Source organism: Acinetobacter pengchengensis (assembly GCF_982235305.1).
In genome coordinates, this window is record NZ_CEVATJ010000001.1 from 1,052,434 (window position 1) to 1,075,336 (window position 22,903).

Consider the following 22,903-nt stretch of genomic DNA (forward strand, 5'->3'; position numbering starts at 1 on the left):
TAATTTTAGAGGGAATTTATGTTAGATCAACTCCGAGCAATGGGTGTATTTGCTTGTGTTGTTGAAAAAAGCTCGTTTAGCGGTGCAGCGCGTGATTTAGGGATCACCACCAGTGCCGTCAGTCAACAAATCCGTTCATTAGAACAAGAAATGGAAGTCACACTCCTGCATCGTTCTACTCGAAAACTGAGTTTGACTGAAGCAGGACAAGCTTTTTTCCACAGCTGTCAAGAAATGCTTGCCGCTGCTGAGCGTGGTAAAATACGCATTAATGAATTAAGAGATGATTTGGTGGGTGATTTAAGAATTGCCACCACGCCAGAATTAGGCGCGAACCATGTGATTCCCGCACTTTCTCATTGGCTATCTGCCCATCGTGGCTTATCTGTGCATTTAGAAACCGACAATCAACACATTGACCTGATTGATGGTCGCATTGATATTGCGCTGCGTATGAGTCCCAAAATTGAAGATCAAAACCAGCATGTGATTCCAATTGTACATGTAGATCAGGTTTTAGTGGCATCTCCAAGTTATTTGAATCAGACCGCGCCGATTTCACGTCCTGAGGATTTAAAAAATCATGATCTAATTCCATTAACGATCATGAAGAATTTTCAGCATTTAAGTTTTCAGCACGTGACTCGTGATGAAAATGTCAGTATTGAAATGGGATCACGGTTATCGACCAATAATGTTTTGGTGTCTAAATCGTTATGTATGCAGGGGCATGGTATTGCTCGTATTTTACATTTAGATATTCAAAAAGAATTATTGAACGGTGGTTTGGTTGAAGTTTTGCCTGAGTGGAAATTACCTGCATTTGCTTTGTATGCAATCATTTCTAAGCATGAGCAACAACCCATGAAAGTACAGCGTTGTTTGGAAGCCTTAAAACAATATTTTTCTCAATTGCCGGGTGGGCGAATGTTTCAAGAAGCATCTTAATTGAATGTTGATAGTGTGCTTGATTATTTAGTTAGCAAAAAGCCGCAGTTTCAACTGCGGCTTTTTCGGTAGGGCATAGAATTTATGCCAAGAATTTTTTAATCATGCTGACCAAGCGCTCAATTAATTGATCTGCCTGAGCTTGAGTAATATTTAATGTTGGCAATAAACGCACCACAGAACCTGCAGTGACGTTAATAATCATTTTGTACTCATCACGGGCAATATCGACCAATTCTGCACATGGTTTTGCTAATTCAATACCAATCATCAAACCAAAGCCACGCACACTTACATTTTGATCTGCAAGTTGTTGACGCAATTGTTCCACAAGATAGTCCCCCATCTTTGCTGCATTTTCTATAAGGTTTTCTTTCTGAATGGTATCAATCACGGTATAAACGACACGTGAACCAAGCGCGCTACCGCTATAGGTAGAGCCATGATTTCCTGCGGTAAGAACGCCTACACCGCGACCTTGCGTCATCACCGCACCAATTGGAAAACCATTGCCCAAACCTTTGGCTGTGGTCAGTACGTCAGGCACAATATTGGTGTGCTGATAAGCAAAGAATTTACCTGTACGACCATTACCTGTTTGTACTTCATCCAGCATCATCAGCCAGTTGTGTTGATTACAAATACGACGGATATCTTCTAGGTAACTAAAACCTTGTGGTGCAGTATTGACTCCACCTTCGCCCTGAATCGGCTCGACTAAAATAGCTACAATATCAGGATACTGAATCGCAGCTTCTTCAATGGCTTCGACATCACCAAAAGGCACACGAATAAAACCTTCAACCAAAGGTGCAAAACCTTCCTGAACTTTTTTATTGCCTGTTGCGGAAAGGGTAGCCAAAGTACGACCATGGAAAGAATGATCGGCAACAATGATTTTAGGGTTAGCAACGCCTTGCATGTGACCAAACTTACGTGCAATTTTAATTGCACCTTCGTTGGATTCTGCACCACTGTTGGAGAAGAACACTTCTTCCATGCCTGCAACTTGAGCCAGTTTTTGTGCAGCAGCAGTCTGCCATGGCACTTCAAACAAGTTACTGGTGTGAATTAAAGTAGCCGCCTGATCGGCAATTGCTTCGGTAATTGCAGGGTGTGCGTGACCTAAACCACATACGGCAATGCCTGTAAGTGCATCTAAATATTCTGTGCCATCTTCAGTATAAAGATAAGAACCTCGACCGCGGACAAAGCTGATCGGCTGACGGCCAAATACAGGCATCAAATGTGATGGTTGATCAGTTTGCACAGGAGCAAGGGTAATGTTATTCATGACTAACTCTTATCTGTTAGGTTGGAAGGAAAAACTTATATAAGCAAAATCTACTGCAGATGGAAAGCCTAATTGTAAATAAAATTGGATTTATTGCTTTAGACGTACTGTTTTGCTCGGTTTTGGGTATAATGCCCCATAGATGAGTTGAGGATTTACCAATGACTGAACAAGTACGCGATACCGAAGCGTTAATTCGTGAACAAATTGCTAAACATGCTGTTCTTCTTTATATGAAAGGCACACCACAATTTCCACAATGCGGTTTTTCTGCGCGCGCAGTAGAAGCACTCAGTCAAATTGGTCGTCCTTTTGCCTATGTGAATATTTTAGAAAACCAAGATATTCGTACCACTTTGCCAAAAATTGCGAACTGGCCAACATTCCCACAATTGTGGATTAATGGCGAGCTCATTGGTGGTAGCGATATTATGTTGGATATGTTCCAAAAAGGTGAGTTAAAGCCTTTAGTTGAGCAATACAGCCCAGCACCTGAAGCTTAAAGTATTGGATTTGAGTCAAATCAGACCCAAGTGATCCATACAAAAAAGTTGATATAAAAAAAGCGCCAAGGCGCTTTTTTTATATCTAGAAATAACTTGAATAACTGACTTGAATCACTACGCTTAGTCTACTACAGAACTTTCTGTTGTAAATTCAGACGTTTCAGCTGACTCTGCAGTGACTTGATCCGAAGGTGCTGCATTAGCTGATTCAGCTGTTTTCTGTTTTTTCTTGGCTTTCTGCGCTTTGTCCTTTTTCTCTGGGTCTTTTTTGTCCTTTTCTTTCTTGGACTTTTTCTTCGGCTCTTCTTCAATTTCAGCGCCATCTTCAATGGCTTGCCAATATTCAAGTTGTTCCATGACTGCAGCGTAAATTGAACCTTTGCTGTAACGTCCTTTTTTAGTGAGTTTACCCACAGGACGTGCCATTAAAATTTCTAAGGCTTGGTCAATGGTATCAATAGCGTGAATGTGGAACTGACCTTGTTCTACAGCTTCAATTACATCTTTACGCAACATGAGGTGCTGCATATTTTGACGTGGAATAATCACACCTTGCTTACCCGTTAAACCTTGTAGCTTACAGGCATCAAAGAACCCTTCAATTTTTGCGTTCACGCCACCAATGGGCTGCACCTGACCAAGTTGGTTCATCGAACCTGTAATGGCCCAAGATTGATCAATAGGTAACTGGCTAATCGCTGAAATTAACGCCGAGAGTTCTGCCACCGTTGCGCTGTCACCATCGACCTGACCATAGCTTTGTTCAAAGGCGAGGGCAGCAGAAAAATGCAAAATTTGTTCACGGCCAAAATGCGCTTTTAAGAAACTGGCCATTAACAATACGCCTTTGGCATGTAATGACCCGCCCAACTCTACACTGCGTTCAATATCTAAAATATCGCCACCACCTTGGTAGACTGAAGCTGTTAAGCGCGAAGGCAAGCCAAATTCGACATCAGCATAGTGAATCACTGACAAGGCATTAATTTGCCCTAAACGATGTCCACGTGTTTCGATTAACTGCGTACCGCGAGATAAATCTTGCCAGTACAGTTCTCTTAAATAGCCTAAGCGATATTTGCGATGATCGAGCGCAGTATTGATATGTTGTTCGGAAACCGTTTTATCGCCAGCCTGTGCTGCATGGTGATGCGATTCACGAATTAAATCCCCTAAGGTGAGGGCATGTAAGGAGAGTGAGCTTTGATCTTCAGCTTGACGGCTTGAGTCAGTAAGTAAAGCTGCCAAAGCAGAACGGTCAAATGGCAATAATTTGTCAGATTGCACATAGTCGGCAATCAATTGCATATATGCCTGCTCGTTTTCGTCATTACGTTGTAATGTATCGGTAAAGTCTGCACGGATTTTAAAAACGCTGCCCAGTTCGGGTTCTAGCTCTAAAATTTCATAATAAATTTCAGGTTCCGCCAGTAAAATCACTTTAATATTCAGTGGAATGGCTTGCGGTTCAATAGAAATGCTACCTGTTAAGGTTAGCATGTGTTCCAAAGATGAAAGTTTCAATTGCCCAGATTTTAAGGCACGTTTCAGTCCTTGCCATGCATAAGGTTGTTCTAGTAATTGCTCTGCTTCAAGCATCAAAAAGCCGCCATTGGCTTTATGTAAGCTACCTGCACGAATTAAGGTAAAGTCAGTGGTAATGGTGCCATTTTGCGTGAGTTGTTCCACATGCCCCAATAAGTTGTAATGGGTTGGAAAATCTTCAAAAATAACAGGTACACCGCTGTTAGGTTTGTGCGTCACAATAATATTGGCTTGGTAGCGCGCAGGAATACGGCTAAAGGTACCTGGACGAAAATCATCCTCTTCCTGTTCTAAAACAAACTCGACATTATTTATGATGTCTTCGGCATAGTATTGTAAATATTCAGTCAAACCTTCGACGCTAGGATATTTATTTTGAATAATATCAATACGTGGCATCACCACTTGTTTGGCAATATCACGGTTCAGGTCTTGCACTTTGTCACGTGCATCATCTTCTAAATCACCTAAATGCAAACCTAAACGCTCCAATTTTTTATTCATATAACGAATATTGGACGCAATTTCTGCTCGGGTTTTACTGTCTAAAGCATTGATATCTTCCTTAGACATTTCTTGCATTTTGTCATTTTTAAGATGCACAGGTACGAAGCAATGTTCATCTTCCTGCGCAATCAGTTTTAAATCGAGTTCTTCACCCTCACTAGTCAGCTCAATCAAGGCTTGTTGTTGTTCATCTCCCGCTTGTTGACGAATCATTTCAATGCGGTTGTGATAGGTTTCTGCTGTAAAACGACGTTCAAGTTGCTTTAAAATAGTTTGCCAAGTTTGATGTAACAAGCTTTGGAATTTAGGCGCTTGACCTGCAGGAAGTTGTAAGGCAATTGGTTGGCGCGGGTGTTTGAAGTTATTGACATAGACCCAGTCATTTGGAGTTGGCATGCTCTTAGCATGTTGCTGTAGCAAACGCTTGACCATGGTGCGTTTGCCTAATCCTGCTGTACCTACTGCAAAAATATTATAGCCAGAATATGGCAGGGCAATACCTGCTTCCACCGAAGCACGTGCCCGATCTTGTCCTAAAAAATTATTCAGTGGTTTAATGCGTCGGGTCGAAGCGGGAATGTTAGCGTAATTTGGAATATGGGTGAGTTGTGTTGCTTTGAGTCGCGTATTTTCTAAGGTAGTTTGTATTTCGCTTTGTTCAAAGGCAGAGCTGAGAAGCGGTTGTTGTGCGTCTGGCACTGCTGTTGTTGTGTTAGTTGTCAATGATGGGTTGATTTGATCAAGTCTTTGGGTCACTGTAGAAATCCAAAACGAAATAGTGCAGTTAGAAGTTTAAAGGTATACAGGTTTAAGCGGAAAATTCAAGCTAAGCCGTAATTTTTACTACAAAATGACAAGGCTGTTGTGCATAATTTCATAAATACTGTTGAAACAGAAGCTATTCCGCGATTGAATAACAACACTTTGACTTGATAGAAAATAATAATCGAATGACCACACAACAGACTGGGCAAACTTCAGCACAAAATACAGGATGGAAAGCAGCATTTACGGCATTTTTAGACCGTCGTGCTCTGATTATGCTGTTTTTGGGCTTCTCTGCTGGTATTCCAATTTTACTGATTTTTTCCAGTCTATCCTTATGGTTGGGCGAAGCAGGCATTGATAAAAGTGCTGTGACTTTCTTTAGCTGGGCCGCTTTGGGTTATTCCTTTAAATTTGTCTGGGCACCATTAATTGATGAATTACCCGTACCCTATTTAACTAAAAAACTGGGGCGTCGTCGGGCATGGCTGCTCATTGCCCAATGTTTAATTGTCAGTGCAATTGCGGTGATGGCATTTTCTGACCCAGCTTTGGGACAGGCGCATTTATATCAAATGGCATTCGGTGCAGTACTGCTGGGTTTTTCTGCTGCTACGCAAGATATTGTGATTGATGCTTACCGTATCGAATTGGCTGAAACTCAAATGCAAACCGTGTTGGCATCGACCTATAATGCGGGTTATCGCATTGGGATGATTGTCGCGGGAGCAGGTGCTTTATTTTTGGCAGCATCATTAGGTACAGCCAAAGGCAACTATATTTATAGCGCATGGAAAATTACTTATTTGGCGATGGCTGCGGTGATGCTGATTGGCATTATCACGACTTTGGTGATTCGTGAGCCGCAAGTGAATCGGGTCAGCAAGCATTATCAACGACGCGACTATTTTCGTCTGGTTACGGTGTTTTTTGTTGCGGTATTCAGTTTTGTTTTGTGTTATGTCTTCTCGGGTAATTTAACCGAAGCCTTAAAACAACAATTCCAACTCAAAGATGCATTTTTATTATTTTCTATAGAAGCCTTACGATTTATTGCATCGGGTGTGGCGGCTGTAGGTGTGGGCACAATTTTAGTCAAATTGGGCGCAGTCAATAAACAGATGGCATTTGAAACATGGGTGTATCCTGTCGCAGATTTCTTTAAACGCTACGGCATGAAACTGGCACTGGTGTTATTACTCTTGATTGGTTTTTATCGAGTTTCAGACATTATTGCAGGTGTAATTTCCAATGTGTTCTATCAGGATTTGAACTTTAGCAAAGAACAAATTGCCGAAGCGGTTAAGGTTTATGGGGTCATTTTCAGTTTAGTGGGTGGCTTCTTGGGCGGTTTACTGGCACAGCGTATGAACATTATGAAATTAATGTTTGTTGGCGCGGTGTTGGCATCATCCACCAACCTTATTTTTATTGGTCTGGTGAAGTCAGGACAGCAACTGAGCGATGTGCAAGTTTCTGTGGGGCAGCAACAATATCAAACCCAGGCCGATGAAGTTGGATATTGGAAAGTGGCTGTGCCTAGTCAGGTTTTAGCAACACAGGATGAAATTCAGGTACGTGCGCAATACCAAACGGGCGATACACCGTCACGTTTAGTGTCGATGCCGTATTTGCACCAAACTGAGATTGAAACTGCACAACTCCAGTTTTTACCACTGACTTCGGATAATCGTATTAGCGAAAATGAAGCCAGCAACAGTATTGTCGTACGTGGGCAATATGCAGGGCCTGCCTTAACCGAACAGCAAAAAATTGTACTGCAGCTAGATGGTCAAAATTTTGATGCAAAACTGGATGCGCAAGGAATTTTTACAGCAGCGATTGCAGGACAGCTTTTAGCAGACTCACCAAGTAAACAATTGCAAGCCGTATTATTGAATGGGCAGAAAACAACACAACAACACAGTCAAACGTATCAGGTCGATTTAAACTCACATGAAGCCAATGCTTTGGATGTAGATATCCAGCCTTTGCCGATCGTTCAATCATCTTCAAATAATATGGTTGAAATTCAGGGCAAGGTGATTAAGCCATATAGTACAGCATGGTTATATTTTGCCATTATTGTCGATAACTTGGCTTCAGGTTTGGCAGGTGCAGCTTTTATCGCTTTTTTATCGAGTTTAACCAGTGTATCATTTACCGCGGTTCAATATGCGATTTTTAGCTCACTTATGACCCTGACCCCTAAGATTTTAGGCGGCTATTCGGGTACTATAGTGACAAATATTGGTTATCCGAACTTTTTCCTTATGACCACTTTAATTGGAATACCTATTCTAATTTTAGTGGTGTGGGTGGCAAAACTGTTGGGTGAGCATCAACATACAAGCAAAACCGATTGAACAAAAGGATGAATGTCATGCGCATGCTACATACTATGTTACGTGTAGGTAATTTAGAGCAATCATTAAAATTTTATACAGAAGTTTTAGGTATGACTTTGCTCCGTAAGCGTGATTACGAAGAAGGTCGTTTTACTCTTGCTTTTGTAGGTTATGGCGATGAAGAAAATCATACCGTTTTGGAGCTGACCCATAACTGGGATACAGACAGCTATGATTTGGGTAATGGCTATGGTCATATTGCAATTGGGGTAGAAGATGCCTACAAAGCATGTGAAGAAATTAAAGCGCGTGGTGGTAATGTGATACGTGAAGCAGGGCCAATGAAAGGTGGCGTGACGGTCATTGCTTTTGTTGAAGACCCAGATGGTTATAAGATTGAACTGATCCAGCAAGATCAGAACGCACGCAATAACTAGGTCTTTATCTGTGCAGCAGTAAAAAAGAAACCTTTATGGCACAATAAATTGAATATCGTTCAGTATTCATTTTAAAAATATTGAACATCACCTGAAAATACTCGCTTTTTGAATAGAGCTCAGTAATATACCTTTATTGAAAGGTAAAAATTACTGGGCTTTTTTTTGCAACAGTAAAAAATATACAGGATGTATTTATGTTGAAGTTATTGGCATTGGACCGTTTTACCATTCTTTTGTTTGTGATGGTGATCCTCGCCAGTGTCGTGCCTGTGTCAGGGCAGGCCGCCGAAGTTTTTAGTGTGATTACGACTGTTGCTATTGCGATTTTGTTCTTTTTGCATGGGGCGAAATTATCACGTGAAGCCGTAATTCAAGGCATGATGCATTGGAAATTGCATGCGTTGGTATTTACTTTCACCTTTGCGTTATTCCCGATTTTAGGTTTGCTAGCAAAGCCAATTTTAGTGCCAATGCTTGGGCAGGAATTGTACTGGGGCTTTTTGTTCATGTGCTTTTTGCCTTCAACCGTGCAATCTTCAATTGCCTTTACTTCAGTGGCAAAAGGCAATGTTGCCAGCGCAGTCTGCAGTGCGTCTTTTTCTAATTTAATTGGGATGTTTATTACCCCAGTTTTAGTAGGAATCTTTATTTTAGGGCAGTCTGCACACGGTTTTGACCCGACAAACTCAATTATTCAAATTACGTTATTGTTATTAGTGCCATTTATCTTGGGGCAATTATTACGTCCTTATGTTTTTCCACAGATGCTGAAATTGCCAAAATTGGTCAAGGTGTTTGATCAGGGTTCGATTTTGATGGTGGTTTATGGCGCATTTAGTGGGGCAGTGGTAGCAGGGTTGTGGCATCAAGTCAGTGGCATGACTTTATTGCTGTTGATTATTGCCTGCTCAGTGTTATTGACCCTTGTGATGTGGTTGGCGTGGGTTGTACCACAATGGTTGGGTTTTGCACGTGAAGATCAAATCGCCGCATTTTTTTGTAGCTCCAAAAAAACCTTGGCCAGTGGTGTACCCATGGCGCAAATTTTATTTATTGGGCAGCCTTTGGGGATGATTGTTTTACCCATCATGATTTTCCATCAAATTCAGTTAATGGTGTGTGGCGTGATTGCCAATTATCTTGAGAAGCAGCCAGATTCGATTGAAACGCAAGAATTAAATAACTAAGAATAATTAGCTTTAAAAAATTTTATTCCGTATAATATTACGCAACTTGTTGTGCTTAGCTCTGACGGTATCCGTCTCGGTGGGCCAAAAGAATGGTCTGTTGTGGTGTTGGTCTGCTTTTAAAGCATGTCCTCGTTTTTATTAATGAGAGTGACCAATTGCGATGACAGCTTAAGCCTTCTTAAATCTTAGGAGTAATCGACGATGCGCGCCGATATTCACCCAAAATATGAAAAATTAGTTGCAACTTGTTCTTGCGGTAACGTAATCGAAACTCGTTCAGCAGTTGGTAAAGAAACTCTTTATCTTGACGTATGTTCTGCATGCCACCCGTTCTACACTGGTAAGCAAAAGAACGTTGACACTGGCGGTCGTATCGACAAGTTCAAACAACGTTTTGCTGGTATGTCACGTTCTATCAAACGTTAATCTCCAGTACAAAAAAACGGGCAATTGCCCGTTTTTTTTTGTCTTAAATTTTTAGGTGTTTTCAAGTATAGATTAATACAAATGCACAAGACCTTATTGGTCTTGCACATCAATTAAATGATCGAGTTTTTTCTGGAAATAATCACCTTGAATAAAGCGTGCATCGACATTCCACGCATTTGCAAACAGGTTCATATCATTTAAGTCACGCAATAACACTTCCACAGGTTTAATTTCACTATAAATGCTCAATTGTTTCTGCAATTCTTGCGTTGAGTCATCAGCAGCCAGTTTTTCAGTCAGTGCGCTGTGCAAAGTCAAGTAGTGGATATCGACTTGTTTTAAGATGGATTCACTATAAATCGAATGACCAAAATCGCGAAGAGATATTTCAGCGCCGTACTGACGTAATAAACTGATTTGTTTCTGTGCATCACCTAAGTTTTGGCTGATATCTTCTTCCGAGAATTGCAAAATTAATGGATGGCTGAGAGGGCTACCAATAATCGTAATCAGTTTGGACACAAATTCAGGGAAGCTACGGTCTTGTAATAAAACAAATTTGTTTAAATTGACAATCAACTTCGCTTCAGGGTATTGGGTAATGAAGTTGTGCAATTGTTTACAGGATTCAACTAAAATCCAACGATCCAGTTTAATGGCTAATTCTGGGTCTTCAGCCAAATCAATTAAGCCTGTCAGTGTTTTCCATTCGCTATTGAAAATAAAGCCGCTGGTCACTTCGTAGGTATATAAATTGGTGTCTTGTTTGTCATAAAGTTGTTGATATTTAAGGTGAATTTCACCGCGATCAAGGCTTTGACGTATAGCAGAAATAATCGTAGATTCACTATAGGATTGTGGTACAGCTGCGGCAGATTCAATCACATTTAAATTAGATTCACCAAAGGACAAGTCTAAGGCTAAACCTGAATTATTTTGATCTTGTGGGTTTGGTAACGCATTGGCAAACCCTTGACTAATTAGCTGTTCAAAATTAGTTTCATCACGAATATCTTGATTTAGCAAGATATAGCCAATTCGTAAATTTAAAGGGTAGGTATGCTGATCTACCGTGAGTAATTGCGGCTTGGTCAGTGAATTCAGGCCAATCAGTTTAGATTCTAAAATCGCAGTAGATTCAGCTTGGAATAGCCCAACAACCAAACCATTACCCACAGTAAATAATGGCACATTGGTCTGTTCTTTTAAAAAGTTTTTAATGTTGGTAAAGTAATTTTTTGTGGTTTGCCACTCGGCTTGGAAAATTGATTCAGGGCAGTTCGCCAAAGAAAACACCACCAAAGCATTAGCACTAGAAGGCTGTTTGGCTAAAGTACGATTCACCAATTGATATGTGCTTGGCTTTACTGCCACTTTGTCTGATGTGGTTTGAGCAGGTACTGTATTTTGTGTCGTATTTTCAATATCTATGGTGATTTGTATGGCGTCGTCAGCTGCTCCAATAAATTCAATTTTGAGTGGGTTTTGTTTTGCTAATAGCGGGTTTTGGCTATGAATATCAAAACGGCCGTGTTCAAATTGTCCTTGACTGACTTTCTTAAAGCGGAATTTAAAATCTGTAATATCTTGCGGTTGCAATAAATCCAATAATGGCAAGCCAATAAGGTCATCTTCACTTTTTAAACCAAATAGCTGTAAATATTCAGCATTGGCTTGTGCATGAATTCCTTCCTGAATAATGGCTACTGCTTTGCTACTGTCTTCGACCAACGCCTGAGCTTGTGATTGTGCATTTTCCAGTTCAGTCATAAGTTGTTCTTGTGACTGCTGTAAGCGACTAAAAGACAGTGCGCGAATTAAGCCAAAATAGAAGCGTTCGGGGTAATCTAAATTGATAATGTCATAGATGCCTTTGCGCACATAACTGGTATATTGTGTGGCATTGTAATCGTCTGGTTTGAGCAAAAGTAGCGGTAAATTTGGTTGCTGTGATGCACGAATTAAAGTGAGTGCCTGATCGACTTTTAGGTCATAAGCACGACCAAAGATCACCAAATCCCAAGTTAAATGTAATTGTTTTTCAAAGTTTTTAATGTCATCTAATAGATAAGCCTGAACACGGTGCTCATTTGCAGTGAGTTGTTCACAAATTTGATTAAAACGTATTTGGTTGTCATCGATTATGAGTAAACGTGTTTCGGTACGTTTGAGCTTTTTAGACAATAATGGATTTCTCACTTTAATGCTTCCCATAAATCGTGATTTTTAACTTCATTCACTTGTTTCTGAATAAAACCATCAAGTAAAGGCTGTTGTTGGTCATTCAACAACTCAAAATCAAAGCGCATAAAGCTTTGGGTAATCAATAACGGCTTAATTAAGAACACTTTTAGTTCTTCTTCACCTAAACGTAGCTGTACGGTTTGTTTGTCACGTAATAATTGCAGACTTGGCAAAATCAACGTGGTATTGACTTCATTGACCTGCGTACTTTGTACCAATAATGCTGGATGATAATGTCCTGTATGTCTATCTGTTTTAATAAAAACAGCACATGGGTAAATATCTTGGGTTAAAATTTCCAAACCAAGTTCTAAACTTTTTTCGGCAGATTGTTTAATCCAACGGATTACACCACCACGCCACGGACTTTGGCTATTTTCCTGAACTAGAATAAATTCACCAGTTTTAAGGTTTTTCGGTGTTTCACCCGTCCATTTAATACGATAGCCATTGACGCTAATATCAATAACTTCGGCATTGTAAATTTGTTTGGCTTGACGGTCTAAGGTTTTAACAGCGCTAATATCTACCGTAGAGTTGGTATGCATGGCATTGATAAACTGGCTTTCATTCTGGAATTGGTAGTTATCGCCCAAAGCCAGCGTTTCATTGAAGTTTTTACCATTAGACAGATAAAAATGTGCCACAGTCAAACCAAAGCAAATTTTAATCCGTGCCGAATATTCATAACGCTCATGCACACGTTCTGCTGTATTGGTCAAAATATTGTGCAAATGGAAATGCAAAGCAGGGGTTAAGAATAGCTTTTCATTGCGTGATAAATGTTCACCTTTACGACCTTGAGCTTCATTTAAATGATCGAGTAGGGGTTGAGTTGCAATAAAAATATTGGCATGAAAACCTTGGCTTTGGTGCGTATTGTAAATAGGTGGATGATCTTTAGTTGCATCGACCACATAACGTGAAAGCGTCGTTTCTTTGGGTAAAACTTGAATCAGTTTTGCCCAGTCAAAGCTACAGAGATATAAGCCTTGAATTTCTGCAGGTCGAATTTGATGGGTGTTGAAAATTTCCAATAAAATCAGCTGCGCATAGGCTTGTGCAATATTAATCAGTTGATGTTGTGTGCCTTGTAGCTGATTAATATTATTTAAATAATAATGTTGTTGAATTGCAGTATCTAAAATTTGGTGTGCAATCAGCCACTGATTTGGCAAGGCGTGGCTATAAAGCATGTGCTGTTGATAGCGCAGTAGAGCTAATTGTTGTAAAGCATAATAGCTAGATAGAACTCGTGCAGTTTGTAAATTCTTTTTTAAATTGAAGGCAAATAAAGAAAACTTTTGTTGAGTAAGTTGTTGGTGACTGCGTCGGCAAATATCAATATACACTTTGGCGAAGTGACTGCGTAATGACAGCGCGAGTTCAATAATATGATCGTTGCGGTCATTACTAATTAAGGCCTGATTGAAAAAATGCTTTTCCAGACTGGTGAGTACATTTTCAAGTGTTGGATGAATAGCTTGAATTAAGTCAAAACGTAATGTTTCCTGACATTTCAGTTCTGAAATTTCTAACAGTGCATTAAACAGGGCTTGGGAAGAATCACCCAATTGTAAAATGGATAAATCCGCTGCCCATGACTGAATGCTTTTAACCGTATTTTGACAAAAACTTAATTGCTCCAGCTTTAGTTCGCTGGGAACTAGAAAAAGATCTGAAGTATCTGTATTCATGATTATTATTTAACTCAATAAGTTGAAACCCCAAAAAGTGGTGTCTTGTTTTTTTCGCCCGCAATTTCCCTAACGAGTTTAGGAACTAAATAGCCTGGTAAGTTCGCCAAAAGCTCTTTATAGATGTGATCAATGTCTTGCGGCATTAAATCAAAATGATGCGCTCCTTTTACTTTATCTAACACGTGTAAATAGTAAGGCATCACCCCCGCATCAAAAAGACGATAGCTTAAATCGACCAAAATCTGGGCAGAATTATTGACCCCATTTAATAAGACTGCTTGATTCAGAACGGTGAAGTTTTGCTCGACTAACTTGGTAAGTTGCGAACACGTAAAGTCATCTAATTCTGCTGCGTGGTTCGAGTGTACCACTAGAATAATACGCAGCCTACTATTTTTTAATAAGGAAATCAGTGATTCATCAATACGGTTGGGAATAACAATCGGAACTCGTGAATGAATTCTCAAAAATTTTATTTGCGGAATAGATGCTAAGCGTTCAATCCAGATACTTAATTTACGATTTGACAAAGTGAGTGGGTCACCACCACTTAAAATCACTTCATTAATATCGGGTTGGCTTTCAATGTAATTACGGATGTTGTCCCAATCTTCAGTTTTTGGCAGGTTTTCTTGATAAGGAAAGTGTCTACGGAAACAATAACGACAATGTACTGCGCAAGCACCAGTCAGGGTTAGCAAAAAGCGTGATTTATATTTGTGTAAGACTCCAGGTTGTTGATTGGCTTGTTCCTCACCCAAAGGGTCAGTGACAAATCCGGGATGATCTTTCAGTTCTAAATGATGCGGCAGAACCTGTAACAGTAAAGGATCGAGTGGATTGCCTTTTTGCATTTTGGCAACAAATGCACGTGGAATGCGCAATTTAAACTGATCGGATGCCAGTAATGCACCTGACAGCAACTGTTGTTCAGACAGCTCTAAAATATTCAACAATTCGCGCGGGTCGGTGATCAAGTCACTGAGTTGAGATTGCCAGTTTTGTTGTTGGTACAGGTAGTTGATCATGCCAAAAAAGATTTAAATATGAGGTGAAATGAACCAAGTACACATCTGTATAGCGTAGATGAATTCTGTGTTCATTGAGCGTGAATGCCGCGAATGATTTGATCGCTTTAAATCAGAATCATCACAAAACAGAAGATTTTACCGATATCTTGAGGCGATCGGTAGTGGATTTTCATTGCTTCGTTAAGGCTTGCTCATTTACAATACGTCCGATGAAAAAAAGATGTTGCAAGATGGCGAGCATCGCAGAGCTGCGTTGGTCATTTACTTTGTAACATAAATAGTTAAGTTAGTCAGTTTGGAGTGTGCCAGTCATGGCCTATTATTCTACGAATGATTTCAAGTCAGGCCTTAAGGTTATGCTTGATGGTAACCCATGTTCAATCATGGAAAATGAATATGTAAAGCCAGGTAAAGGTCAAGCGTTTAACCGCGTAAAACTTCGTAACCTTCGTTCAGGTAAAGTTTTAGAAAAAACATTTAAGTCTGGTGATTCATTAGAAGCTGCTGACATTGTAGAAGTAGAAATGGAATACCTCTACAACGATGGCGAAATGTGGAACTTTATGGATCCTGTATCTTTTGAGCAAATTGCTGCTGATAAAACCGCAATGGGTGATGCTGCAAAATGGTTAAAAGATGATTCAAACGAAAAATGTACCATTATGTTGTTTAACGGTGTGCCTTTAACTGTAAACCCACCAAACTTTGTGGTATTAAAAATTGTTGAAACTGATCCAGGTGTACGTGGTGATACTTCTGGTGGTGGCGGTAAACCAGCGAAATTAGAAACAGGCGCAGTGGTACGTGTTCCTTTATTTGTACAGCAAGAGGATAGCGTTCGTGTCGATACACGTACAGGTGAATACCTAGAACGCGCATAATGATTTATTGATTAATCATAAGAAAAAGAGGGGGATGATTCATGTCATCCCCCTTTTTTGTTACTTTGATTATGTGGTAAAAGAATAAGTGAAAAGTAAAGGAAACTGTTGGTGCTTCATTCAAGTGTGCGGTAGCGCAAAGTGTGGATGCAAAAGCAACAGACATCGAAATAAAAGGAGCAAGATCAACCAAGGATTTAGGAATTAAAGCAAGGGTCTGTAGACATTTCATAAATGGCTTGCGCTGTAGGCTAAAACTGAGCAGATCAGGCATGAAACGCAGGGAATAGCGAGACTATTGCCAAGTTTCATAACGCAATCTGAGAAAGTTTTAGCCACAGCCTGAGCAAAAACAAGCACTGCTTTGTTTGCAGTGCAAGGCGCAGCGAAGGACAAGCATATTTTTCTACTGCTATTTCGTTATGAGTCAGTCATTTAGAATGACTAAATTTCCTGCCTCATGCCTTATATCAGTTAAAAAATATGCGTAGTCGCAAACATAGACGAAGTGTCTACAGCCCCTAAATCTCGACATTAAAAGTAACGCTTAAAAATGTAACAAGAAGAGAGATTGACATGGAAACAGTTCAAAAGAAGTCAGGTCTGACTTCAAAAATTATATGGCTCTTGGTCGCCATTTTAGGTGCAATATCTTTTGGAATATTGGCAGTCAGTAGAGGTGAACACGTCAATGCGATCTGGTTAGTTTTAGCTGCGGTCTGTGTATATAGCATTGCATACCGCTTCTACAGTTTGTTTATTGCCACCAAAGTATTTGAGTTAAATGAGCGCCGCTTAACGCCAGCACATCGTTTGGCTGACGGTTTAGATTATGTTCCCACCAATAAAAGTGTGTTGTTTGGTCATCACTTTGCCGCAATTGCAGGCGCAGGCCCTTTAGTTGGACCTATTCTTGCAGCACAAATGGGCTATTTACCCGGCACCATCTGGCTTTTGGTCGGGGTGGTGTTGGCAGGTGCAGTTCAAGACTTTTTGGTTTTGTTTATTTCTACACGTCGTGATGGGCGTTCTCTGGGAGAAATGGCAAAGCAAGAGCTGGGTTCATTTGCTGGCGTGATTGTCATGCTGGGTGCGCTGGGCGTGATGGTGATCATTCTCGCTGTACTCGCCTTGGTTGTTGTGAAAGCTTTAACCAATAGTCCATGGGGTGTATTTAGTATCGCGGCCACCATACCAATTGCAATTTTCATGGGCATTTATATGCGTTTTATTCGCCCAGGGAAAATTGCTGAGGTTTCCATTATCGGTTTTGTACTGATGATGCTGGGTATTATTTATGGTGAAAATATTGCGCAGCATCCATTCTGGGGACCTTTGTTTACGTTAAGTGGCACAGAATTAACATGGTGTTTAATTGCTTACGGTTTTATTGCTTCAGTTTTGCCAGTGTGGTTGTTATTGGCGCCACGTGATTATTTATCGACATTCTTAAAAATTGGCGTTATTGCTGGTTTGGCTGTCGGGATTGTGTTTGCAATGCCTGAAATGAAGATGCCTGCGGTGACCCATTTTATTGATGGCACAGGGCCAGTATTTGCGGGTTCATTGTTCCCGTTCTTATTTATTACGATTGCCTGCGGTGCGATTTCAGGTTTCCATGCCTTAGTGTCTTCAGGTACGACGCCAAAGCTGGTCAATAATGAAAAAGACATTCGGATGATTGGTTATGGCGGCATGTTGATGGAGTCTTTCGTGGCGATCATGGCGATGATTTGTGCCACTGTGCTAGACCCGGGCGTGTACTTTGCTATTAACGCACCCACTGCAGTTTTAGGTACAACTGTCGAAAGTGCGGCAGAAGCGGTACGAAATTTAGGCTTTGTGGTGAGCCCTGAAACTTTAACCATTTTGGCAAAAGAAGTGGGCGAAAGCTCGATTCTGTCACGTACGGGCGGTGCGCCAACTTTTGCAATTGGGATGGCACATATCATCACCGAGATTTTTAATAACCGCTCGATGATGGCGTTCTGGTATCACTTTGCCATTCTATTTGAAGCATTATTTATTTTAACTGCGGTAGATGCAGGCACACGTGCTTGCCGTTTCATGGTGCAAGATACGGTGGGGATTGTTATTCCTGCGGTGAAAAATTCACATAACTTCTTTGGTAACTTGCTTGGCACGGCAGTCGCAGTGGCAGGTTGGGGCTTTTTCGTCTATCAAGGGGTGGTCGATCCATTAGGCGGTATTAACAGCTTATGGCCATTGTTTGGTATTGGTAACCAAATTTTGGCAGCGATGGCGCTCATTTTAGGTACAGTGATTTTGTTTAAAATGAAAAAAGAAAAATATGTTTGGGTGACGATTATCCCAACAGTATTCTTGTTCATTACTTCCATGACCGCAGGCTGGCAAAAGATTTTCCACGACAATCCAAAAATTGGTTTCTTGGCGCAAGCAGATCGTTTCAATGCCGCAATTCAACGCAATGAAATTTTAGCACCTGCAAAAACAGTCACTGAAATGCAAACCATTGTTATGTCCAATCAAATTAACGCCGTGTTATGTGGTTTCTTTATGATTGTGGCATTTGTGATGTTGTTCGCTGCTATTAGGGTAATTCGCCGTGCATTGGCAAGTCCCACCCCAACTGTACATGAAGCCGAAGCGATTTATCGCGATCCTGAAACTATTCAGCCAAATAGCAGTCATTAGGAGTGAGCACATGATTAAGCTTAAATTTTCCCAACAGGGCAAAACAGTGATTTACAACATCATTAAAATGACCATCATGTCGCAAAAGGATTTGATTTTGAATCCGAAAAACTGGTCACGTATCGGCACTTTATGGCAGCGTTTGCAACAAAGTTTTCGTTTAATGGTCGGTGTACCTGATTATCAGAACTATTTGGAACACATGCGTAAGCATCATCCAGATTTAGAAGCCATGGATCCGAAGACTTTTTATCGTTACTGTGTCGATGCGCGTTATCCATCGGCAAAAGGTGGTTTGAAAAAGTGTCCGTGTTAATCCCGTACCACGATGGAAATGTTTAGAGATATGGGTTGCTTAACCCTCACTGTTTAGGCAGCTTAGAATATCTTTAGGATTTCTTTAGAAATTTAGCAAAACGGTGTATGTTTAAACATGTGCCGTTTTTTTATTGGGTATAAGGGGATTTACTGTGATTTGGGGTACAGAAAAAGTTCAAAAACAACAACTGACGCAAGCGCAGCAACCGCTCAATGCACAGATTGAATCTTATGCTGGCAAAATTCAGGCTTTCTTGACAGAAATTAATACCATTATTTTAGATAAAGAACAGCAGACCAAATTGGCGTTAAGTTGTTTGTTGGCAGGCGGGCATGTGCTTTTTGAAGATTTACCCGGATTAGGTAAAACCACCTTATCGAGTGCTTTATCGCATTTGGCAGGTCTGCAATTTCAGCGCATTCAGTTTACCAATGACATGCTGGCCAGTGATGTGATTGGCGTAAATATGTTCAATCAAAAAGAACATCAATTTGAGTTTAAGCAAGGTCCTATTTTTACCCAAATTTTATTGGCCGATGAAATTAACCGTTGTTCGCCTAAAACTCAAAGTGCCTTGTTAGAAGCGATGGAAGAGGGTGCAGTCACGGTGGATGGTGTGCGTTATAGCTTACCGCAACCTTTTTGGGTAATTGCCACACAAAACCCACTGTTTCAAAGTGGTACTTATGCGCTGCCAGAATCACAGCTTGATCGCTTTTTAATGCGTCTGTCTTTGGGCTATCCATCGCGTTTTGCTGAAAAAATGCTGTTGCAACAAAACTCAAGACATGCGCTGATTGCTAGTTTGGCACATATTTTTACTGAAACAGAAATTTTAAACTTACAGCAATTGGTCACAGAAATTCACGTATCCGATACCGCGCTAGACTACTTACTGGACTTGGCCGCAGAAACCCGTAAAGCACGTCACGGATTATCTACCCGTGGTGTTTTGGCACTAAAAAAAGCAGCGCAAGCACACGCCTTAATCGAGCAACGCAGTTTTGTCACTGCCGATGATATTCAAGCGGTGTTTGTGGCAGTTGCTGCGCATCGTATAGGATTGAGTGAGGCAGAAACTTTGCATGTGATGCAACAGGTTAAAGTGAGTTAGTACACGCATGTTGAAGCAGGCATGGCAAAACTGGATCAAGACACGTTTTCTGTTTGATCGGCACAAAACCTTAAAACAAAAAGACATTTTGGTTTTTATCTACCAACAGGGTTATCTGTATTTAGTGCTGATTTTGATCACGTTTATTGCAGGCGTGAATTATGGCAATAACTTGATTTTAGGCTTTTGCTTTTTGATCAGCGCCATTTTGTGTATCAGTTTTTATTTGACCTTTAAGCAACTGTATGAATTAGAGATTGAAATTGTGACCACCGAAATTGGGCAAGTGGGCGAAGTATTGCAATTACAATTGCATTTCAAACAAGAGCTCGCGCAGGCGCGTTATTTATGGATTAAAGCCAATCATCAATTAGAACAAGTTCTCATTCAAGACAGCCAACAGCAGTATATTTTGACTTTTTTTGCAGCACAACGTGGGCAGTTTCATTACCCTTATTTACAGATTTATTCGGTTTATCCTTTTGGATTAGTACGTGCATGGACTTACTTAAATTTGTCACGTACCGCTTGGGTGGCGCCAAAAGCCGTCATGTATAGCGCAGAAAACAAACAGCATCAACACAGCTTTCAACCTGATTTAGACGAGTTTCGTGAGCTGCGTGATTTTCAATTGGGCGATTCCTTGCAAGCCGTGTCGTGGAAGCAAGCTGCACGCGGTCAGGGCTTATATGTGAAAGTTTTTGAACAATATCAGGATCAACAGAGTATCGATATTTATTATGAACACATGCCTGCACCGACCCACGAAGAAAAATTAAGTTTGATGATGGGTTTGGTCGAACAATGTGAACAACAACAGTTGAATTATGCGATGTTTTTGCCGCATGCAACCCTTGAAAAAGGTCTGGGCGAGCGGCAGTTGAAACAGGCAAAAATTCTTTTGGCACAGGCTTGACAATCATGCACCACTCAATTCAGCAATCTATTCTGCTTAGCCTGATTTTAATTTTGGCTGCTCACATGCTGTTTAGCCCAGTGACATTGAGTGTTATTTTTGCCATCATGTTGTTGCTGTTGTATCGTCACTATAAAAAGAAAACAGCACGTATTTCTAAAGTTTTGACTTATGGATTGACCTGTTGTGCCTTAATCAGTATTTATCTGAGTTATAAAAGCCTGATTGGCATAGAGGCTGGTGTTGCCTTATTATGCACCTTTTTGTTTGCCAAGGCTTTAGAAAGTCATACCCAGCGCGACCTGATTATTTTATTTAATTTTGCACTCTTTGTGAGTGCTAGTTCGTTTTTATACAGCCAAAGCATGTGGATGACCGTGTTGGTCATTCTATGTTTGATCAGTTGTTTAATTGGATTATATCGAATTCAAAAAAGCGCATTTGCAGAGTATGCGCCGCGTCATTCGAGCAGCCAAGATGCAAAGCATGACCTTAAAAATGTAGGCAAGTTTATCGCATACGCTTTGCCATTTTTTTTATTATTGTTTTTATTCTTTCCACGTTTGCCGCCATTATGGCATGTACCGATTCCAGATGCCAAAGGTGTGACAGGAATGAGTGACACGATGTCGCCAGGCGATATAGCTGAATTATCACAATCTTCTGCTTTGGCATTTCGTATTGTGGGGAATATGCAGCAACTGCCGCCACGTTCAAAACTATATTGGCGAGCGATGGTGCTGGATCAATATGATGGTCGCACATGGACGAGCAATTTTAGTAATCAACAATCCGTTGAGGCAGCACAATTACAGCCAGAGCAAGTCGATTTTCAGTATCAATATATTGCAGCAGACCCACGTATTCAGTGGATTATGGCACTGGAAAAATCCGTGCCAAATCAGCAGGGATATATATTGCGCCGTGATTGGAGTATAGTGCCACAGCGTCAAAATGGTCGGATTCAACCCATTGCTTTGCAGTGGGTAGGCGAATCCGCACACATTCAAAAGAATGATGCACAGAGCGAGCGTTATCGACGCTTTATCCAGCGTTTAAATGCTCAGGTACAGACGCAATCTGACCCAAAAGCACAGCAATTTGCGCTGCAGATGTTTGCCCAAAGTCAGCAACAACCAGAACGCTATGTGCAGAATGTATTGCAGTGGTATCGCAATAATGGCTTTAGTTATACCTTAAAACCTGGCACGCTCGGACAAAATCGGGTCGATGAATTTTTGTTTCAGAGTAAGCAAGGTTTTTGTGAACATTATGCCTCAAGTTTTGCCTTATTGATGCGCTATGTCGGGATTCCAGCGCGTGTAGTCGTGGGCTATCAGGGGGGGGGACTTGCACCGGATGGACAAAGCTGGGAAGTGCGACAGCAAGATGCACATGCTTGGACCGAAGTGTTGCTCAATCAACAATGGGTACGCATAGACCCGACAGCCATCATTGCACCTCAACGTATTGATGATGGCATGCAAAACCTTTTGGCAGATGATCGGGCCGTTTTAGGTACTGACACACAAATGTGGCAATACCAGCATTCTAATTTTATTCGTTCTTTACGGGTGTGGAGTGATTATGCGAGTTATCAATGGCAAAGCAAAGTCGTGGGTTATGATGCCGAGTCACAACGTCACTGGTTTGGACGTTTAGGGCTACATTCTAACTATGCTTTGGTCGCAGTGTTAGTTTCAAGTATCCTCATCTTATTGCTGGGTTATTGGGGCTGGATTTTTTGGAAAAAACGTCAGCAAGGTTCTCGTGTGCATCGTGCCTTAGATAAATTTTCTAAAAGATTGCCCGCTCAGTTGCAAAAACATAATGCAGAAACAGTGAGTGTGTGGATGCAGCGTTTAGCAGCGCAGGTAGATGAAAATGAGCAAGAAGCGTTTAAGCGTTTAGGCGTGTCCTATCAACAATATACTTATGCGCCTGAACATGATCATGTTTCACAGCAGGTATTTTTTGAATTGCTTAAAACTTGCTCGGATGTGCTGAAAAAACGCAGAAAGGGGTTGTCTTAAAAATCAAAACTGAATAT

At 40.8% G+C, this 22,903-nt stretch carries 17 protein-coding genes; 12 read left to right on the forward strand and 5 right to left on the reverse strand.

From position 1 onward, the window contains the following. The first annotated feature begins 18 nt into the window (after positions 1-18). A complete protein-coding gene (locus AC0T5Z_RS05110; RefSeq protein ID WP_291335248.1) occupies positions 19-948 on the forward strand; it encodes a LysR family transcriptional regulator in 930 nt (309 codons plus the stop codon). An 82-nt stretch (positions 949-1,030) separates the two neighbouring features. On the opposite strand, the gene AC0T5Z_RS05115 is transcribed toward AC0T5Z_RS05110, so the two are convergent. After that, positions 1,031-2,242 (reverse strand): aspartate aminotransferase family protein, encoded by a 1,212-nt coding sequence (locus AC0T5Z_RS05115; RefSeq protein WP_435337431.1) that lies wholly within the window; start codon positions 2,240-2,242, stop codon positions 1,031-1,033. Between the two features lie 161 nt (positions 2,243-2,403). Between AC0T5Z_RS05115 and grxD the strand changes: the two genes are divergently transcribed. Then, positions 2,404-2,745, forward strand: coding sequence for a Grx4 family monothiol glutaredoxin (gene grxD / locus AC0T5Z_RS05120; RefSeq protein ID WP_019837647.1), 342 nt, complete (start codon positions 2,404-2,406; stop codon positions 2,743-2,745). Positions 2,746-2,868: 123 nt separating this feature from the next. Here the strand turns inward: grxD and AC0T5Z_RS05125 are convergent, their stop codons facing one another. Beyond that, complete coding sequence (locus AC0T5Z_RS05125; protein ID WP_435337432.1) at positions 2,869-5,556, reverse strand: Lon protease family protein; 2,688 nt, start codon at positions 5,554-5,556, stop codon at positions 2,869-2,871. Positions 5,557-5,750: 194 nt separating this feature from the next. Between AC0T5Z_RS05125 and AC0T5Z_RS05130 the strand changes: the two genes are divergently transcribed. The 4 genes from AC0T5Z_RS05130 to rpmE all read left to right on the forward strand — a co-directional run bounded on the left by AC0T5Z_RS05130 (position 5,751) and on the right by rpmE (position 9,969). Next, on the forward strand, positions 5,751-7,931 hold the full coding sequence (locus AC0T5Z_RS05130) for an AmpG family muropeptide MFS transporter (protein ID WP_435337433.1): 2,181 nt from the start codon (positions 5,751-5,753) through the stop codon (positions 7,929-7,931). A 17-nt stretch (positions 7,932-7,948) separates the two neighbouring features. Then, positions 7,949-8,350, forward strand: a complete 402-nt coding sequence (gloA, locus tag AC0T5Z_RS05135; RefSeq protein WP_435337434.1) for a lactoylglutathione lyase — start codon at positions 7,949-7,951, stop codon at positions 8,348-8,350. A gap of 197 nt (positions 8,351-8,547) precedes the next feature. After that, on the forward strand, positions 8,548-9,540 hold the full coding sequence (locus tag AC0T5Z_RS05140) for a bile acid:sodium symporter family protein (RefSeq protein WP_435337435.1): 993 nt from the start codon (positions 8,548-8,550) through the stop codon (positions 9,538-9,540). Positions 9,541-9,744: 204 nt separating this feature from the next. Further along, entirely contained in the window at positions 9,745-9,969 is a 225-nt protein-coding gene (gene rpmE / locus AC0T5Z_RS05145) for a 50S ribosomal protein L31 (protein WP_004971624.1), read from the forward strand. A gap of 93 nt (positions 9,970-10,062) precedes the next feature. Here the strand turns inward: rpmE and AC0T5Z_RS05150 are convergent, their stop codons facing one another. From AC0T5Z_RS05150 to epmB, 3 genes are read right to left on the reverse strand one after another with little or no spacing between them, the layout of a single operon-like run. Next, positions 10,063-12,186 carry an EAL domain-containing protein gene (locus AC0T5Z_RS05150; RefSeq protein ID WP_435337436.1) on the reverse strand — a complete coding sequence of 708 codons (2,124 nt, stop codon included), beginning with the start codon at positions 12,184-12,186 and terminating at the stop codon, positions 10,063-10,065. Then, positions 12,168-13,913: a GTPase gene (locus tag AC0T5Z_RS05155; RefSeq protein ID WP_435337437.1), complete on the reverse strand. Its 1,746-nt coding sequence runs from the start codon at positions 13,911-13,913 to the stop codon at positions 12,168-12,170. Before AC0T5Z_RS05155 ends, AC0T5Z_RS05150 begins: the two co-directional genes overlap by 19 nt. A 14-nt stretch (positions 13,914-13,927) precedes the next feature. Next, positions 13,928-14,944: an EF-P beta-lysylation protein EpmB gene (epmB, locus tag AC0T5Z_RS05160; RefSeq protein ID WP_291335228.1), complete on the reverse strand. Its 1,017-nt coding sequence runs from the start codon at positions 14,942-14,944 to the stop codon at positions 13,928-13,930. 314 nt (positions 14,945-15,258) lie between these two features. Here epmB and efp point away from each other — a divergent pair, with 314 nt between their 5' ends. From efp to AC0T5Z_RS05190, 6 genes are all read left to right on the forward strand, one after another. Further along, positions 15,259-15,828 (forward strand): elongation factor P, encoded by a 570-nt coding sequence (gene efp, locus AC0T5Z_RS05165; protein ID WP_291335226.1) that lies wholly within the window; start codon positions 15,259-15,261, stop codon positions 15,826-15,828. 576 nt (positions 15,829-16,404) lie between these two features. Next, positions 16,405-18,504: a carbon starvation CstA family protein gene (locus tag AC0T5Z_RS05170; RefSeq protein ID WP_435337438.1), complete on the forward strand. Its 2,100-nt coding sequence runs from the start codon at positions 16,405-16,407 to the stop codon at positions 18,502-18,504. Positions 18,505-18,514: 10 nt separating this feature from the next. Next, a complete protein-coding gene (locus AC0T5Z_RS05175) occupies positions 18,515-18,820 on the forward strand; it encodes a YbdD/YjiX family protein (RefSeq protein WP_291335222.1) in 306 nt (101 codons plus the stop codon). 190 nt (positions 18,821-19,010) lie between these two features. After that, positions 19,011-19,937 (forward strand): AAA family ATPase, encoded by a 927-nt coding sequence (locus tag AC0T5Z_RS05180; RefSeq protein WP_291335505.1) that lies wholly within the window; start codon positions 19,011-19,013, stop codon positions 19,935-19,937. A gap of 10 nt (positions 19,938-19,947) precedes the next feature. Beyond that, complete coding sequence (locus AC0T5Z_RS05185) at positions 19,948-20,853, forward strand: DUF58 domain-containing protein (RefSeq protein ID WP_291335503.1); 906 nt, start codon at positions 19,948-19,950, stop codon at positions 20,851-20,853. Between the two features lie 5 nt (positions 20,854-20,858). Further along, on the forward strand, positions 20,859-22,886 hold the full coding sequence (locus AC0T5Z_RS05190) for a transglutaminase TgpA family protein (RefSeq protein WP_435337439.1): 2,028 nt from the start codon (positions 20,859-20,861) through the stop codon (positions 22,884-22,886). The last annotated feature ends 17 nt before the right edge of the window (positions 22,887-22,903 follow it).